This window comes from Streptomyces sp. AM 2-1-1 (genome assembly GCF_029167645.1).
Lineage (GTDB): Bacteria > Actinomycetota > Actinomycetes > Streptomycetales > Streptomycetaceae > Streptomyces.
In genome coordinates, this window is record NZ_CP119147.1 from 5,978,748 (window position 1) to 5,994,576 (window position 15,829).

Sequence of the window (15,829 nt, forward strand, 5' to 3'; positions counted from 1 at the left end):
CTGCGTATGTGAAGCGATTGAAGCCAGCCCTGACGGGTGTGGAACGTCTCGACGATACAACTGGCTGCTTTCCCGTGCCCAAGGGTGGGTATTCCCTTGGCCAGAGGGGGAGATCAAGGGTGAGGATCGGACACACCCCGGAGTCTTTGTGATCTAGGGGTTTCAATCACCACCCACGCAGGTAGGGTCAGGAAGCGTCCAGCTCCCCTTGGAGGAGGTGAGGACCGTGGCAGCCCACGACGACGACATCAACCGCGGCGCCCGGCCCGGGCGGGGGTCAGAAGACCCGTCGGGCCAGGTCGCCTATCTTGAGCAGGAAATCGCCGTCCTGCGACGCAAGCTCGCCGACTCTCCGCGTCATTCGAGGATTCTCGAAGAGCGGGTCGTCGAGTTGCAGACCAGTCTGTCCGGTGTTACGGCACAGAACGAACGGCTCGCCCATACGCTCCGCGAGGCACGCGACCAGATCGTGGCCCTCAAGGAGGAAGTCGACAGGCTCGCGCAGCCGCCCGCCGGTTTCGGCGTGTTCCTGCAGGCCAATGACGACGGCACCTGCGACATCTTCACCGGGGGCCGCAAGCTCCGGGTGAACGTCAGCCCCAGCGTCGAGCTCGAAGGGCTCCGGCGCGGCCAGGAAGTCATGCTCAACGAAGCGCTCAACGTGGTCGAGGCCATGGAGTTCGAGCGCGCCGGGGACATCGTCACCCTCAAGGAGATCCTCGAGGACGGCGAACGCGCCCTGGTCGTCGGGCACACCGACGAGGAACGGGTGGTGCGGCTCGCGGAGCCGCTGCTCGACATCACCATCCGCCCCGGCGACGCGCTCCTGCTGGAGCCCCGTTCCGGTTACGTCTACGAAGTGGTGCCCAAGAGCGAGGTCGAGGAACTCGTCCTCGAAGAGGTGCCGGACATCGACTACGACAAGATCGGCGGCCTGGGCGACCAGATCGAACTGATCCGCGACGCGGTCGAGCTCCCGTACCTCCACCCCGACCTCTTCAAGGAGCACGAACTCCGCCCGCCCAAGGGCATCCTGCTCTACGGTCCGCCCGGCTGCGGCAAGACGCTCATCGCCAAGGCCGTCGCCAACTCGCTCGCCAAGAAGGTCGCCGAGGTGACCGGCCAGCCCACGGGGAAGAGCTACTTCCTCAACATCAAGGGCCCCGAGCTCCTCAACAAGTACGTCGGGGAGACCGAGCGGCACATCCGCCTCGTCTTCCAGCGTGCCCGGGAGAAGGCGAGCGAGGGCACCCCCGTCATCGTCTTCTTCGACGAGATGGAATCCCTCTTCCGCACCCGCGGCAGCGGCGTCAGCTCGGACGTGGAGAACACCATCGTCCCCCAGCTGCTCGCCGAGATCGACGGCGTGGAAGGGCTGGAGAACGTCATCGTCATCGGCGCCTCCAACCGCGAGGACATGATCGACCCGGCCATCCTCCGGCCCGGCCGCCTCGACGTGAAGATCAAGATCGAGCGTCCGGACGCGGAGGCGGCGAAGGACATCTTCGCCAAGTACCTGACCGCGTCGCTCCCGCTGCACCCGGACGACCTGGCCGAGCACGCCGGCTCCAAGCCGGCCGCCGCCCACGCCATGATCCAGTCCGTGGTGGAGCGGATGTACACGGAATCCGAGGAGAACCGCTTCCTCGAAGTCACCTATGCCAACGGTGACAAGGAAGTCCTCTATTTCAAGGACTTCAACTCCGGCGCGATGATCCAGAACATCGTCGACCGGGCGAAGAAGATGGCCATCAAGGCATTCCTCGAAGAGGGCCAGAAGGGTCTTCGCGTCTCCCACCTCCTCCAGGCGTGCGTGGACGAGTTCAAGGAGAACGAGGACCTGCCGAACACGACCAACCCGGACGACTGGGCCCGTATTTCCGGAAAGAAGGGCGAGCGGATCGTCTTCATCCGCACGCTCGTCACCGGAAAGCAGGGCGCGGACACCGGCCGGTCCATCGACACGGTCGCGAACACCGGGCAGTACCTGTAAGAAGCGGACCGGCTGCGGCTGCCCGAGGAGGGCGTCCGCAGCCGGCTGTTTTTCCCGCTTTTCCCGCCCGTACCGGCGTCGTATCCGCGCCGCATCCGAAGAATGACGCAATGGATCTCCCCACCGGGGCAGAGGCGTTCTAGGCTCTGACGTACCGCCGAGCCGCGCAGTGCGGGGCCGGACGACCGCGCACGCAACCGGACAAGCAGCGGTACTTGAGCGCCGTTCCCCCAGGGGACGACGCCGGGCAAGGAGGGCCGCATGACCGTACGGCGAGTAATGGGCATCGAGACGGAGTACGGGATCTCCGTCCCCGGCCACCCCAACGCCAATGCCATGCTCACCTCGTCCCAGATCGTCAACGCCTACGCGGCGGCGATGCACCGGGCGCGCCGTGCCCGCTGGGACTTCGAGGAGGAGAATCCGCTGCGGGACGCGCGAGGCTTCGACCTCGCCCGCGAGACCGCCGACTCCAGCCAGCTCACCGACGAGGACATCGGTCTGGCCAACGTCATCCTGACCAACGGCGCCCGCCTCTACGTCGACCACGCGCACCCCGAGTACAGCTCCCCGGAGATCACCAACCCCCGGGACGCGGTGCTCTGGGACAAGGCCGGCGAACGCATCATGGCCGAGGCCGCCGAGCTGGCCGCCGCCATCCCCGGCGCCCAGCCGATCCACCTCTACAAGAACAACACCGACAACAAGGGCGCCTCCTACGGCACCCACGAGAACTACCTGATGCGTCGGGACACCCCCTTCTCCGACATCGTGCGCCACCTCACCCCTTTCTTCGTCAGCCGTCAGGTGATCACCGGGGCCGGCCGGGTCGGGATCGGTCAGGACGGCCACGACCACGGCTTCCAGCTCAGCCAGCGCGCCGACTACTTCGAGGTGGAGGTGGGGCTGGAGACGACCCTCAAGCGCCCCATCATCAACACCCGCGACGAGCCCCACTCGGACGCGGAGAAGTACCGCCGGCTGCACGTCATCATCGGGGACGCCAACCTCTCCGAGATCTCGACCTACCTGAAGCTCGGTACCACCTCACTGGTCCTCTCGATGATCGAGGACGGGTTCATCAACGTGGACCTCGCCGTCGACCAGCCCGTACGGACCCTGCACCAGGTGTCGCACGACCCCTCCCTCCAGCGCCTGATCACGCTCCGCAGCGGCCGGACGCTCACCGCGGTGCAGCTGCAGATGGAGTACTTCGAGCTGGCCCGCAAGTACGTCGAGGAGCGGTACGGCGCGGACGCCGACGAGCAGACCCGGGACGTCCTGGTGCGGTGGGAGGACACCCTCAACCGCCTGGAGAACGATCCGATGAGCCTGTCGGGAGAGCTGGACTGGGTGGCCAAGCGGGCCCTCATGGACGGCTACCGGCGCCGGGACGCCCTGGAGTGGGACGCCCCGAGGCTGCATCTGGTGGACCTCCAGTACGCGGACGTGCGGCCCGACAAGGGGCTCTACAACCGGCTCGTGGCCGGTGGGCGGATGAAGCGGCTGCTGGACGAGGCCGACGTCACCAGGGCGCGTACGAAACCGCCGGAGGACACCCGGGCGTACTTCCGCGGCCGCTGCCTCGACCAGTACGCCGACGACGTGGCCGCCGCCTCCTGGGATTCGGTCATCTTCGACCTGCCGGGACACGACTCCCTGCAGCGGGTGCCCACCATGGAGCCGCTGCGCGGGACGCGGGAGCACGTCGAGAACCTCCTGGACCGCTGCCGTACGGCGGAGGAGCTGGTCCGGGTGCTGTCCGGCGGCTGAACGGGCCGCCGGAGGGGAATGATCGGGACAGGGCCCGGACGTTGGAAAAGTACCGGGCCGATGTCGGACCCCGTGGGTAGGGTCTGATCGAGAGCTTCGAATGCTTCGAACCGAGCGGGGTGAGCTAGATGGCGACCAAGGACACCGGCGGCGGACAGCAGAAGGCGACGCGTTCCACCGAGGAGGCCGAGGAGCAGGCGCAGGAGGCGCAGGCTTCGGAGGACCTCAAGGAGCGCCAGGAGAAGCTGAGCGACGACGTCGACTCGGTACTGGACGAGATCGACGACGTCCTCGAGGAGAACGCCGAGGACTTCGTGCGGAGCTTCGTGCAGAAGGGCGGTCAGTAGCCGCCCCCCGGACACCGGACGCCTGCGGACCCCCGGCCGGGGAGAGCGGGTGTCCGGCGTCCCCGACGACCGGGGCGGTGTCCCGGGCGCGTGCCGTCGCCGCGGGCCGGGAGGCCACCGGCTCCGGCGCCCCGTCGCGGCGCCGGCACGGGGTCCGCCAGCCGTCTCCGGCCGCTTCCGCCGCACAGGTGGATCACCGCCACCCGACGGGTAGGGTCCGTGACGTACGGTGCTTCGACCGCACATCGGCCATCGGCACACCGGGCGTCCGCGCGACCCCCGGCGGGCCGTCGCATGCATACCTGGAGGGAAACGCGTGGAAGCCAACACACGTCACACCGGGCGTCTACCAGCTGCTTTCCTGACGCCGGGTTCGTCCTCGTTCATGGACTTCCTGTCCGACCACGCACCCGGGATGCTTCCGGGCAACCGGAACCTCCCGCCGCTCAAGGGGGCTGTCGAGGCACCGCACGGAACGACCATCGTCGCGGCCTCGTTCCCCGGCGGCGTGGTGCTCGCCGGTGACCGCCGGGCCACGATGGGCAACATGATCGCGCAGCGCGACATCGAGAAGGTCTTCCCGGCCGACGAGTACTCCGCCGTCGGCATCGCGGGCACCGCCGGTCTCGCGGTCGAGATGGTCAAGCTCTTCCAGCTGGAGCTGGAGCACTTCGAGAAGGTGGAGGGCGCGCAGCTCTCCCTGGAGGGCAAGGCCAACCGGCTCTCCACGATGATCCGCGGGAATCTGGCGATGGCCATGCAGGGACTCGCGGTCGTCCCGCTCTTCGCCGGCTTCGACGTCGACAAGGGCAAGGGCCGGATCTTCTCCTACGACGTGACCGGCGGCCGCTCCGAGGAGCACGTCGGCTACGCCTCCACGGGTTCCGGCTCGCTCTTCGCCCGGGGCTCCATGAAGAAGCTCTACCGCGAGGACCTGACGGAGTCCCAGGCGCTCACCCTGGTCGTGCAGGCCCTCTACGACGCCGCGGACGACGACTCCGCGACCGGCGGCCCCGACGTGGCCCGCCGCATCTACCCGATCGTCACGGTCATCACGGACGAGGGCTTCCGCCGGCTGTCGGACACGGAGTCCTCCGCGGTCGCCCGGGAGATCCTGGAGCGCCGCCTCGAACACCCCGACGGCCCGCGCGCGGCTCTGCTCTGACTTCCGGCCCGAGGCCCCCGAGATGCACTCGTCACTGACAGAAAGGGACGGATAGCCGGTGTCGACGCCGTTCTATGTCTCACCCCAGCAGGCCATGGCCGACCGGGCGGAGTACGCCCGTAAAGGCATCGCCCGCGGTCGCAGCCTGGTTGTGCTGCAGTACGCCGACGGCATTGTGTTCGTCGGCGAGAACCCGTCCCGCGCGCTGCACAAGTTCAGCGAGATCTACGACCGGATCGGCTTCGCCGCCGCCGGCAAGTACAACGAGTACGAGAACCTCCGCATCGGTGGGGTGCGCTACGCCGACCTGCGCGGATACACCTACGACCGCGACGACGTGACGGCCCGCGGGCTCGCCAACGTCTACGCCCAGACGCTCGGCACCATCTTCTCCAGCGCCGCCGAGAAGCCGTACGAGGTGGAGCTGGTCGTCGCCGAGGTCGGCGCCGAGCCCGAGGGCGACCAGATCTACCGGCTGCCGCACGACGGCTCGATCGTGGACGAGCACGGGTCGGTCGCGGTCGGCGGCAACGCCGAGCAGATCAGCACCTTCCTGGACCAGCGGCACCGCGACGGCATGACGCTCGCCGAGGCGCTCAAGCTCGCCGTGCAGGCGCTCTCCCGCGATCCCAACGGCAGCGAGCGGGAGATTCCCGCGGAGCGGCTCGAAGTCGCGGTGCTGGACCGGACCCGGCCCCAGCAGCGCAAGTTCAAGCGGATCGTCGGCCGGCAGCTCGCGCGGCTGCTGGATGCCGACGGGGCCGCGGGGACCACCACCGACGCACCGTCGGACGCCGAGGAGGCGGAGGAGACCGGCGGGTCGACCGAGGAGTAGGACGAGCGGCCGCTCCGCGACGGTGCCCCGGATCCCCGTCCACCGCGACGGCGGCCCGGGGCACCGTCATGTCACTCCCCGGGCGCCCGCGCGGTGGAGCCGCGTACCACCAGCTCCACGGGGAGGCTGCCGGTCGCGGCGGGGCGGCCGTCCAGCACCGCCAGCAGGGCCGCCATGCCCCGCTCGCCGACCTGCTCGGCCGGCAGCCGCACGGTGGTGAGTTCGGGCTCCACCGCGGTGGCCAGCGCCAGGTCGTCGAAGCCGGACACGGACAGGTCGTCCGGCACCCGCAGGCCGAGGCGGCGCGCCGCCTTGCAGGCTCCCGCCGCCAGGACGTCCCCGTCGCAGACCAGCGCGGTCGGGCGGTGCCCCGGTGCTGCCAGCGCCGTCTCGGCGGCGCGCAGCCCGTCGGCGACCTCCAGCGCCGAGGTGACCACGCGCAGCGAGGTGCCGGGCACGGCGGCCAGCGTCTCGCGCAGCGCACGGGCGCGCACCGCGAAGGTCCACGAGTCGACGGCGGCGGCGACGTGCGTGAACCGGCGGTGGCCGAGGGCGAGCAGGTGCTCCGCCACCTGGCGCATCCCGTCCGCGATGTCCAGGTTCACCCGCGCCGAGGCGCCCGGCCCGGACGGGTCGCTGTCCAGCATCACCAGGGGGAGTTCCGTGCCGCCCAGCGCGCCGAGCGCCTCCGTCGCCATGGACGAGGCGATCACCCCGTCGAGCGCGGCGCGGGCGCTGGCGAAGGGGTCCCTCGCCGGTCCCGTCCCGTCGGGGGAGGGGTAGAGCACCACCCCGAAGTCGTGGTCGACCGCGACCCGGGCGGCGCCGGTGTAGACCCGGGCGAAGAACTCGTGGGTGAGGGCGGGCACCACGAGGAGCGCGGTCCGGGTGCGTCCCAGGCGCAGGCTGCGGGCGGCGAGGTTGGGCCGGTAGCCGAGTTCGCGCGCGTTCGCCCTGACCCGCTCCGCGGTGGCGTCCGACACCCGGCCTGGCCACTTGCCGCCCAGCACCAGGGAGACCGTCGCCTGCGAGACCCCCGCGGCCCGGGCCACGTCCCTGCTGGTGGGGCGGGTCGCGGCCGGCTTGGGTGCGCTGCTCACTGGGGCCTCCGTGCGGGTGGTGCGGTGCCGGGCGATCCGGGCCGGCCGCCGGACGGCGGTGCCGCGCGGTGGACCGGCCACCTGCGCACATGGTACGTATGGCACTCGACGTTATACGTAAAACCTCGGGCGGGCGCGGGCCCGCAGCGGGGGAGAGGGGCGGGCATGGCCGCGGGATATGTGGACATCCTCCGGGAGCGGCACGCGGCCCGGCTGCTCACCGGCACCCTGGTGGGACGGCTGCCGAACGGCGTCGCCCCGATCGCCGTCGTGCTCTTCACCCGGGCCGAGGGCGGCAGTTACTCACTGGCCGGAGGGCTCGCCGCCGCGTACGGCCTCGCCACCGCCGTCGGCCAGCCGCTGCTCGGCCGGGCGGTGGACCTGTACGGCCAGCCGCGCGTGCAGTTCCCGGCGGCCGTCGTCTCCGCGCTCGGGATGGTGCTGCTGGCCCTGGCGGGCCTGGACCCGCTGCCGCTCGCCTACGCGGCGGTCGTCGTCGCGGGTGTGGCCACCCCGCCCCTGGAGGGCGGGCTGCGCGCCCTGTGGCCGTCCGTCCTGGGGGACAGGGAGGAGCGGGTGCACCGCGCCTACGCCCTGGACGCGGTCGCGCAGGAGGTCATGTTCACCGCCGGACCGCTGCTGGTGACCCTGCTGGTGTCGCTCTGGTCGCCCGGCGCCGCCCTCCTCGTCGTCAACGCCGCCGGGGTCCTGGGCGCCCTCTCGGTGGTCCTCTCCCCGCCCTCCCGCACCTGGCGGTCGGCGCCGCGCGAAGCCCACTGGCTCGGTGCCCTGCGCTCGCCCGGGCTCCTCGCCCTCCTCGCCTCGTTCTTCTTCGTCGGGCTCGCGCTGGGCTCGATCACCGTCGCGGGCGTCGCCTACGCCGACGACCAGGGCCGCGAGTCCGTGTACGGCTGGCTGATGGCGGCGCTGGGCGGCGGCGCGCTGATCGGCGGCGCGGTGTACGGGGCCCGGCAGTGGGCCGGGACGCCGGAGCGGCGGCTCCGGGGCATCGTCGCGCTGCTCGCCCTCGGCTACCTCCCGCTCGCGCTGACCCCCGGGGTGGGCGCGATGACGGCGCTCGCCGCCCTCGCCGGGGTGTTCCTCGCCCCGGCCATCGCCTGCTCGTTCCTCGTGGTCGACCGCCACGCTCCCCGGGGCACGGTGACCGAGGCGTTCTCCTGGCTCGTGACGACCATCGGCGTCGGTGCGGCGGCCGGCACGGCCGTGGCGGGACCCGCCGTCGAGCTGGGCGGGACGGCATGGAGTTTCGCCGTCGCGGGAGCCGGCGGAGTGGCCGCGCTGATCGTCCTGCTGGCGACCGGGAAGTTCCTCGCAGTTCCCGTACGCGCGCGCACCGTCGTGGCCGGATCGGAAAATGATCGGAACGGAGCTGTCGAACCCGGTTTCAGCTCACGCCGTAAGGCGTAATGTTCAGTCATGGACCGCCGCATTTTCGGGCTGGAGAACGAGTACGGCGTCACGTGCACGTTCAGGGGACAGCGCCGACTGTCACCTGACGAAGTGGCGCGCTACCTCTTCCGCCGTGTCGTGTCATGGGGCCGCAGCAGCAATGTCTTTCTGCGGAACGGCGCCCGCCTCTACCTCGACGTGGGTTCGCATCCGGAATACGCAACTCCCGAATGCGACGACCTCACCGAGCTCGTCACCCACGACAAGGCGGGCGAACGCATTCTGGAAGGTCTGCTCGTCGACGCCGAACGCCGCCTGCACGAGGAAGGAATCGCGGGCGACGTCTATCTCTTCAAGAACAACACCGACTCAGCGGGCAACTCCTACGGCTGCCACGAGAACTACCTTGTGGCCCGGCACGGGGAATTCTCCCGGCTCGCGGACATCCTCATTCCCTTCCTCGTCACGAGGCAGCTGATCTGCGGCGCGGGCAAGGTCTTGCAGACCCCGCGCGGCGCGGTCTACTGCGTGAGCCAGCGTGCCGAGCACATCTGGGAGGGCGTCAGCTCCGCCACCACGCGCTCCCGGCCGATCATCAACACCCGCGACGAGCCGCACGCGGACGCCGAGCGCTACCGCCGCCTGCACGTCATCGTCGGCGACTCCAACATGTCCGAGACGACCATGCTGCTCAAGGTCGGCGCCACCGACCTCGTGCTCCGCATGATCGAAGCGGGCACGGTGATGCGTGACCTGACGCTGGAGAACCCGATCCGGGCGATCCGCGAGGTCAGCCACGACACGACCGGCCGGCGCAAGGTGCGCCTGGCCAGCGGCCGCGAGGCGTCGGCCATCGAGATCCAGCGCGAGTACTACGACAAGGCCGTCGACTTCGTCGAGCGCCGGGGCATCCGCACCGGCAACGTCGACCGGGTCCTCGAACTCTGGGGCCGCACCCTGGACGCGATCGAGGCGGAGGACCTCGACAGGATCGCCACCGAGATCGACTGGGTCATGAAGTACAAGCTCATCGAGCGGTACCGGGCCAAGCACAACATGACCATGTCGCACCCGAGGGTCGCCCAGATAGACCTCGCCTACCACGACATCCACCGCCGCCGGGGCCTGTACTACCTCCTGGAGCGCAAGGGGCAGGCCGCCCGCATCTGCAACGACCTGAAGATCTTCGAGGGCAAGTCCGTGCCCCCGCAGACCACCCGGGCACGGCTGCGCGGGGACTTCATCAAGCGGGCCCAGGAGCAGCGGCGGGACTTCACGGTCGACTGGGTCCACCTCAAGCTCAACGACCAGGCGCAGCGCACGGTGCTCTGCAAGGACCCCTTCCGGTCCGTCGACGAGCGGGTGGAGAAGCTGATCGCGGGGATGTGACCTCGCGCGTCGTCCCCCGCCGCGTCACCCGGCACGGCGTGACAGGCCCCGGAACACCCGTTCCGGGGCCTGCCGGCGCGCCCGTGTCGTCCGGGGCGCCGGGGGCACTCGAACACCACGCCGTACGGGCCGCCCGGTGGCCGCTCGCACGGGGGGAGATGACCGGCCGGCCGCGTCGCGGGGCGTCGCGAACCGGTTCCGTACGGTGGGAAGGCCGTAAGGTGTCCGGGACCCCTGACCGTGTTGTCTGAGATCTGAGGAACCAGTGCGCCGACTTGCCGGCCTTCTCGTCGTCCCCCTCCTGCTGCTCTCCGCGGCGGCCTGCGGCAGCGACGACAAGGCCTCCGACTCCGCTTCGTCCGAGACCGGCGTGCCCGCGATCACCGCGGGCGCCAAGTTCGGTGAGAAACCCACCCTCGCCAAGGGCGCGGGCGACCCGCCCAAGGAGCTGAAGACCACGGTCATCAGCGAGGGCGACGGCGCCGAGCTGAAGAACGGTGACGCGATCCAGGTCAACTACCTCGGTCAGGCGTGGGACTCCACGAAGCCCTTCGACAACAGCTTCGACCGCAAGGCCCCGTTCGACCTGACCCTGGGCGCCGGCATGGTCATCCAGGGCTGGGACAAGGGCCTCCTCGGCCAGAAGGTCGGCAGCCGTGTCCAGCTCGTCATCCCGCCGGACCTCGGCTACGGCGAGCAGGGCCAGGGCGACATCAAGCCCAACGCGACGCTGGTCTTCGTGATCGACGTCGTCAAGGCCGTCCAGATCCCTGCCTCCGCCAAGGGCACCGAGGTCCCCCAGAAGGACGCCGCCCTGCCCAAGGTCGGCACCGGCACGGACGGCAAGGCGCCCAGCGTCACCGTCCCGAAGAGCGACCCGCCCGCCAAGCTCTCCTCCACCTACGTCCTGGAGTCCGACGGCGAGGTCGTCAAGGACACCGACAGCGTCGTGGTGAACTACGTCGGGCTGCTGTGGAAGGACGGAAAGACGTTCGACAGCACCTACGAACAGGGCAAGACGCAGACCTTCCCGCTGGAGCAGGTCACGCTCAAGGGCCTCAAGAGCGGGCTGGTGGGCAAGAAGGTCGGCAGCCGCGTCCTGCTGGTCATCCCGCCGGACCAGGGCTTCGGCGACGAGGCGCAGCAGTCGATTCCCGCCAAGTCGACGCTGGTCTTCGCGGTGGACCTGCTGACGAAGATGTAAGACTGACCCGGTTGTGCAGTTCATCTTTTCCGAGGAGCAGTTTCAGTGAGCATCGAGAAGCCCGAGGTCGACTTCCCGGGTGGCGAGCCGCCGGCCGATCTTGAGATCAAGGAGATCTGGGAGGGTGACGGCGCCGTCGCCCAGGACGGTGACACCGTCTCCGTCCACTACGTGGGTGTGGCCTTCTCCACCGGCGAGGAGTTCGACTCCTCGTGGAGCCGCGGTGTGCCGCTCAAGTTCCCGCTCGGCGCCGGCCGGGTCATCAAGGGCTGGGACCAGGGCGTCAAGGGCATGAAGGTCGGCGGCCGTCGCCAGCTGATCATCCCCGCCCACCTCGCCTACGGCGAGAACGGTGCCGGCAGCGCCATCGGCCCCGGCGAGACGCTGATCTTCGTCTGCGACCTCGTCGCCGTCTGACCCGGTCGCGACCTCGTCGCGGACCGGCCCCGTCGCCGGCCGTACCGGTCACGCCCCCTCACGGGGGCGGGTGACGCGCCTCCTCGCGGAGGCACAGGAGGGCCCGTGCCGTACGGCACGGGCCCTCCTGCCATCCGTACGGGGCACGCGTGTTTTTGCCGGGACCCCCGGGAGCGGTACGGTCGAGCGTCGTAGCGCATGGAGAGAAAGGGCGTCGATGGCGATTGCCAAGGCCGAGCGGCTGATGAACCTCGCGCTGTGCCTGCTGGGCACCCGGCGCCCGCTCAGCAAGCGGGAGCTCCGCGGCTCCATCGAGGCCTATCTCGAAGCCGGGTCCGACGAGTCCTTCAACCGCATGTTCGAGCGCGACAAGGACGACCTGCGCGAACTCGGTCTCGTCATCGAGACGGTGGAGGGGCTGGACGGCGACATCGGCTACCTCGCCCGCCGGGACAGCAACCGGCTCCCTCCCATCACGCTCGACGCGGAGGAGGCGGCGGCCCTGGAGATCGCCGCCAAGGTGTGGCAGCAGGCGCGCCTCGCCGGAGCGGCCAGCGGCGCGCTGCAGAAGCTGCGCGCCGCCGGAATGCCCGAGGCCGAGGACACCTACGAGGTACCGAGCGCCCTCGAACCGCGCATCCCCGTCCACGAGGCCGCGTTCGAACCGCTGATGCTCGCCTGCCGCGACCGACGCCCGGTCACCTTCGACTACCGCAAGGGCAATTCCGCCCACGCCGAGCAGCGCCAGGTCGAGCCCTGGGGGCTGGAGTGCTGGCGCGGCCACTGGTACCTGGCCGGCTGGGACCGCGAGCGCGGTGCCGAGCGCGTCTTCCGCCTCTCGCGCATCACCGGCAGGGTCCGCTCCCGGGCCGGTGTCTTCACCGCCGGCATCCCCGACGTCGTCACCGTCCGGGAGACCGTGGAGAGCTGGGCCGGCGAGACCGCCACCCGTACCGCCCGGATCAGGCTGCGGGCCGGCGCGGGCTTCCCGCTGCGGTCCCGCGCGGTCGTGACGCGGGAGCTCGGCGACGGCTGGGACGAGCTGGAGATCCCCTACGGACACGGGCTGGACGCCTGGCTCGTCGAGTTCGGACCCGACGTCGTGGTGCTCGAACCCGCCGATCTGCGGGCCGATGTGGTCGACCGGCTGCGCGCCGTGGCCAAGGACTGAAGGACGGGGACGGAACCATGGCCACGAACGCGATCGACCAGACCCGCCGCATGCTCTCCCTGGTGACCTATCTGCGCGAACGCCCCGGCGCCCACGTGCAGGACGTCGCCCGGGCCTTCGGCATCACCGAGGACGAGCTCATCTCCGACCTCGACGTCCTGCCCATGTGCGGCACCAGCTTCCGCGGCGGGGACCTGCTCGACATCGACACCGACGGCGACCGGATCTGGTGGCACAACCCGGACGACGTCGCCGAACCGCTGCGGCTCGCCGCCGACGAGGCGACCGCCCTGCTCGTCGCGGCGCGCGCCGTCGCCACCCTGCCCGGGCTGCGCGAGAGCGACCGGCTCGCGCTCGTACGGGCCACCGCGAAGCTGGAGACCGCGGCCGGGGAGAGCGGCGCGGCCAGCTCGCGGCTCTCGGTGACCTTCGAGTCCGAGGGCGGCGTCTTCGCCGACGTCGACCGGGCGATCTCCGAGCGCAGGCGGCTCTGGCTGCGTTACTACTCGCCCGCCCGGGACGAACTCACCGAGCGCGAGGTGGACCCGATCCGGCTCTTCGCCGTGGGCCACACCTACCTGGAGGGCTGGTGCCGGCTCTCCGAGGCCCGGCGCATCTTCCGCCTCGACCGGGTGGCGGAGATCCGGCTGCTCGACGCCCCGGCGGCGCCCCCGGAGCTGGAGCTGCGGGACCTGTCGGAAGGGCTCGTACAGCCGGCCGCCGAGGACCCGGAAGTGGTGATCGAGGTCGGCTCCGGTGGCCGGTGGGTCGCCGAGTACTACCCGCACGACAGTGCCGAGGAGCTCCCCGACGGCGGTCTGCGGATCACCCTGCGCACCCCGGACCCGGTCTCGCTGCGCCGGCTGGCGCTCCGGCTCGGGGGCGAGGGCCGCATCGTGTCGCCCCCGGAGCTCGCCGACAGCGCCCGGCGGGCCGCGGCCGACGCGCTGGCCGCCTACGACGGCGAGGTCTGACGATGACCGGAACGCAGGACGGCACCATGTCCCGGAGGCCGCGCACGGCGGGAGTCGTAGAAGCGGCCCGGCTCACCGCGGCGGTCCGCGCCGTACGCTTCAGGGCGGGCTGCCCCGACTGCCGTACGCGGTTCGAGCTCGGCGCCGAGGCACTGCGGCTCGCCATCGGGGCGGGCCCGAGCACCACGTTCTACTCCTTCACCTGTCCCGAGTGCGGTTCGGCCGTGCGCAAGCCCGCCGGGGAGCGCATCGTCGAGCTCCTCACCGGCGGCGGCGTCCGGACCCTGCGTCTGCACACCGCTCCGTAACGAGAGAGAGGCTCCGCCCGCATGCTCTGGCCCATGCTCGCCATCGCGCTGGGATTCCTCGGGACCGCCGTGCTCGGCGTCCTCGCCGTCCGGGTCTTCCTGGAGGTCCGGCGGCTGGGCCGCCAGGTGGCGACCACCTCGGAGCGGATCAACCAGGCGGCCCAGGACCTGGAACGGGCCGCGACGCGCCTCGCCGGCACGGCCGACGTCCTGCGATAGGTGGGGCAGCGCCCTCCGGATCGCCCGCCCGGAGGGGTACCCTGCTGAGGTCGGCCCAGGCGGGAGGCGTGGGCCGCAACCGCGTGTGTACGCAGGCATTGCCTCGCGTTTACCCCTGCGGGTTACGATCGCTGCCAGCTGACGGGTCGGACACGTGTCCGACTGATCGGGTAGTGAGCCCGTTTCTCAGTCGCCCCAGTGAGAAGGAAGTCGCACACATGATCGGCAATCTGAAGCCCCTAGAGATCGTTCTGATCATCGCTGTCATCCTGCTGCTCTTCGGTGCCAAGAAGCTCCCTGACATGGCGCGTTCGCTCGGCAAGTCCGCCCGCATCCTCAAGAGCGAGGCCAAGGCGATGAAGCGCGACGACGCCGAGCCCGCCGCCCCGACGACGGAGACGGTCGCCGACCCCGCTCCGCCGGCTCCGGCCCGTACCATCCAGGCCGCGCCGGGCGACGTCACCAGCTCCCGTCCCGTCGGCGAGCCCAAGCCCACCACCCAGAGCTGACGGCTGATCCGCTCCACCGACAGCCGACGCACGAGACGAGGGAAGTGGGTTGCTCAAGTCTGCCCGCAAGCAGGAGAAGAACGACGAGGGGCGGATGCCCCTCCTCGATCACCTGCGTGAGCTGCGTAACCGGCTTCTGAAGGCCGTTCTGGCCATTGTCGTGGTGACGATCGTCGCCGCCTTCTTCCAGAAGGACATCTACGACTTCCTTCTGCGACCGATCCTCTCGTCGGTCGGGTGCAAGGACGGCGTCGTCACCGCGGTCAACGGCAGGCCGTGCGCGCTGCTGAAGACCGACACCCTGATGGCGCCCTTCACCAACGCCCTGAAGGTCGCCCTCATGTCCGGCGTGCTCCTCGCCACGCCGGTCTGGCTCTACCAGCTCTGGGCCTTCGTGGCCCCGGGTCTGCACAAGGCCGAGAAGCGGTACGCCTACGGCTTCGCCGTCCTCGGCGCCCCGCTCTTCCTCGCCGGCGGCTACCTCGCCTACCTGATCCTGCCGCAGACCGCACAGATCATGCTCGGCTTCAGCCCGGACAACGTGCAGAACCAGATCGGGCTCGACAGCTACCTCGACCTGCTGACCCGCATGATCGTGGTCTTCGGCCTGGCCTTCGAGCTGCCCCTGCTCCTCGTCGCGCTGAACCTGACCGGAGTGGTCACCGGGAAGCGGATGCTCGGCTGGTGGCGCGGGATGATCGTCGGCCTCACCGCCTTCGCCGCCATCGCCACCCCCGGCGGCGAGCCGCTGTCGATGCTGCTCCTGGCCGGCCCGCTGGCCGTCCTGTACTTCATCGCGACGGGCTTCTCCCTCCTGAACGACAAGCGCCGCAACCGCGGCAACCCCGATGCCGGCCTCGACGACGACGAGGCCTCCGACCTCGACCTCACCCCCGAACGCATCGACGGGGTGGAGAGCGTCTCCGCGAGCCGGGCCACCCTTCCCGGACAGGCGTCCGGCGAGCAGGACGGCGCCGGAGCGCAGCGTCCGGGCGGTTACGACGACATCACCTGA

Annotated in this window: 16 protein-coding genes; 15 read left to right on the forward strand and 1 reads right to left on the reverse strand. The window is 70.5% G+C overall.

From position 1 onward, the window contains the following. Positions 1-226: 226 nt before the first annotated feature. From arc to prcA, 5 genes are all read left to right on the forward strand, one after another. Positions 227-1,993 carry a proteasome ATPase gene (gene arc / locus PZB77_RS26050; RefSeq protein ID WP_275495061.1) on the forward strand — a complete coding sequence of 589 codons (1,767 nt, stop codon included), beginning with the start codon at positions 227-229 and terminating at the stop codon, positions 1,991-1,993. Between the two features lie 261 nt (positions 1,994-2,254). Then, positions 2,255-3,766, forward strand: coding sequence for a depupylase/deamidase Dop (dop, locus tag PZB77_RS26055; RefSeq protein WP_275495062.1), 1,512 nt, complete (start codon positions 2,255-2,257; stop codon positions 3,764-3,766). Between the two features lie 128 nt (positions 3,767-3,894). Further along, positions 3,895-4,113 carry a ubiquitin-like protein Pup gene (locus tag PZB77_RS26060; protein ID WP_275495063.1) on the forward strand — a complete coding sequence of 73 codons (219 nt, stop codon included), beginning with the start codon at positions 3,895-3,897 and terminating at the stop codon, positions 4,111-4,113. A 316-nt stretch (positions 4,114-4,429) separates the two neighbouring features. Continuing rightward, positions 4,430-5,278 (forward strand): proteasome subunit beta, encoded by an 849-nt coding sequence (gene prcB, locus PZB77_RS26065; RefSeq protein WP_275495064.1) that lies wholly within the window; start codon positions 4,430-4,432, stop codon positions 5,276-5,278. Between the two features lie 58 nt (positions 5,279-5,336). Next, on the forward strand, positions 5,337-6,113 hold the full coding sequence (gene prcA / locus PZB77_RS26070; protein ID WP_275495065.1) for a proteasome subunit alpha: 777 nt from the start codon (positions 5,337-5,339) through the stop codon (positions 6,111-6,113). Positions 6,114-6,184: 71 nt separating this feature from the next. Here the strand turns inward: prcA and PZB77_RS26075 are convergent, their stop codons facing one another. After that, positions 6,185-7,213, reverse strand: a complete 1,029-nt coding sequence (locus PZB77_RS26075; RefSeq protein WP_275495066.1) for a LacI family DNA-binding transcriptional regulator — start codon at positions 7,211-7,213, stop codon at positions 6,185-6,187. Between the two features lie 165 nt (positions 7,214-7,378). Between PZB77_RS26075 and PZB77_RS26080 the strand changes: the two genes are divergently transcribed. The 10 genes from PZB77_RS26080 to tatC all read left to right on the forward strand — a co-directional run bounded on the left by PZB77_RS26080 (position 7,379) and on the right by tatC (position 15,829). After that, positions 7,379-8,641 (forward strand): MFS transporter, encoded by a 1,263-nt coding sequence (locus PZB77_RS26080; protein ID WP_275495067.1) that lies wholly within the window; start codon positions 7,379-7,381, stop codon positions 8,639-8,641. A 9-nt stretch (positions 8,642-8,650) separates the two neighbouring features. Then, positions 8,651-10,012, forward strand: a complete 1,362-nt coding sequence (gene pafA, locus PZB77_RS26085; RefSeq protein WP_275495068.1) for a Pup--protein ligase — start codon at positions 8,651-8,653, stop codon at positions 10,010-10,012. A gap of 265 nt (positions 10,013-10,277) precedes the next feature. Next, positions 10,278-11,216, forward strand: a complete 939-nt coding sequence (locus tag PZB77_RS26090) for an FKBP-type peptidyl-prolyl cis-trans isomerase (RefSeq protein WP_275495069.1) — start codon at positions 10,278-10,280, stop codon at positions 11,214-11,216. A gap of 45 nt (positions 11,217-11,261) precedes the next feature. After that, positions 11,262-11,633, forward strand: coding sequence for an FKBP-type peptidyl-prolyl cis-trans isomerase (locus PZB77_RS26095; protein ID WP_275495070.1), 372 nt, complete (start codon positions 11,262-11,264; stop codon positions 11,631-11,633). A gap of 217 nt (positions 11,634-11,850) precedes the next feature. Continuing rightward, on the forward strand, positions 11,851-12,804 hold the full coding sequence (locus PZB77_RS26100; RefSeq protein ID WP_275495071.1) for a WYL domain-containing protein: 954 nt from the start codon (positions 11,851-11,853) through the stop codon (positions 12,802-12,804). A 17-nt stretch (positions 12,805-12,821) separates the two neighbouring features. Then, the gene (locus PZB77_RS26105) at positions 12,822-13,778 is read left to right on the forward strand and encodes a WYL domain-containing protein (RefSeq protein ID WP_275495072.1); all 957 of its coding nucleotides are present in this window, start codon (positions 12,822-12,824) and stop codon (positions 13,776-13,778) included. 26 nt (positions 13,779-13,804) lie between these two features. Further along, positions 13,805-14,086, forward strand: a complete 282-nt coding sequence (locus PZB77_RS26110; RefSeq protein WP_343299909.1) for a hypothetical protein — start codon at positions 13,805-13,807, stop codon at positions 14,084-14,086. Positions 14,087-14,107: 21 nt separating this feature from the next. Then, positions 14,108-14,305: a hypothetical protein gene (locus tag PZB77_RS26115; protein ID WP_275495074.1), complete on the forward strand. Its 198-nt coding sequence runs from the start codon at positions 14,108-14,110 to the stop codon at positions 14,303-14,305. 218 nt (positions 14,306-14,523) lie between these two features. Beyond that, positions 14,524-14,814, forward strand: coding sequence for a Sec-independent protein translocase subunit TatA (gene tatA / locus PZB77_RS26120; protein WP_275495075.1), 291 nt, complete (start codon positions 14,524-14,526; stop codon positions 14,812-14,814). Between the two features lie 49 nt (positions 14,815-14,863). Then, the gene (gene tatC, locus PZB77_RS26125; RefSeq protein WP_275495076.1) at positions 14,864-15,829 is read left to right on the forward strand and encodes a twin-arginine translocase subunit TatC; all 966 of its coding nucleotides are present in this window, start codon (positions 14,864-14,866) and stop codon (positions 15,827-15,829) included.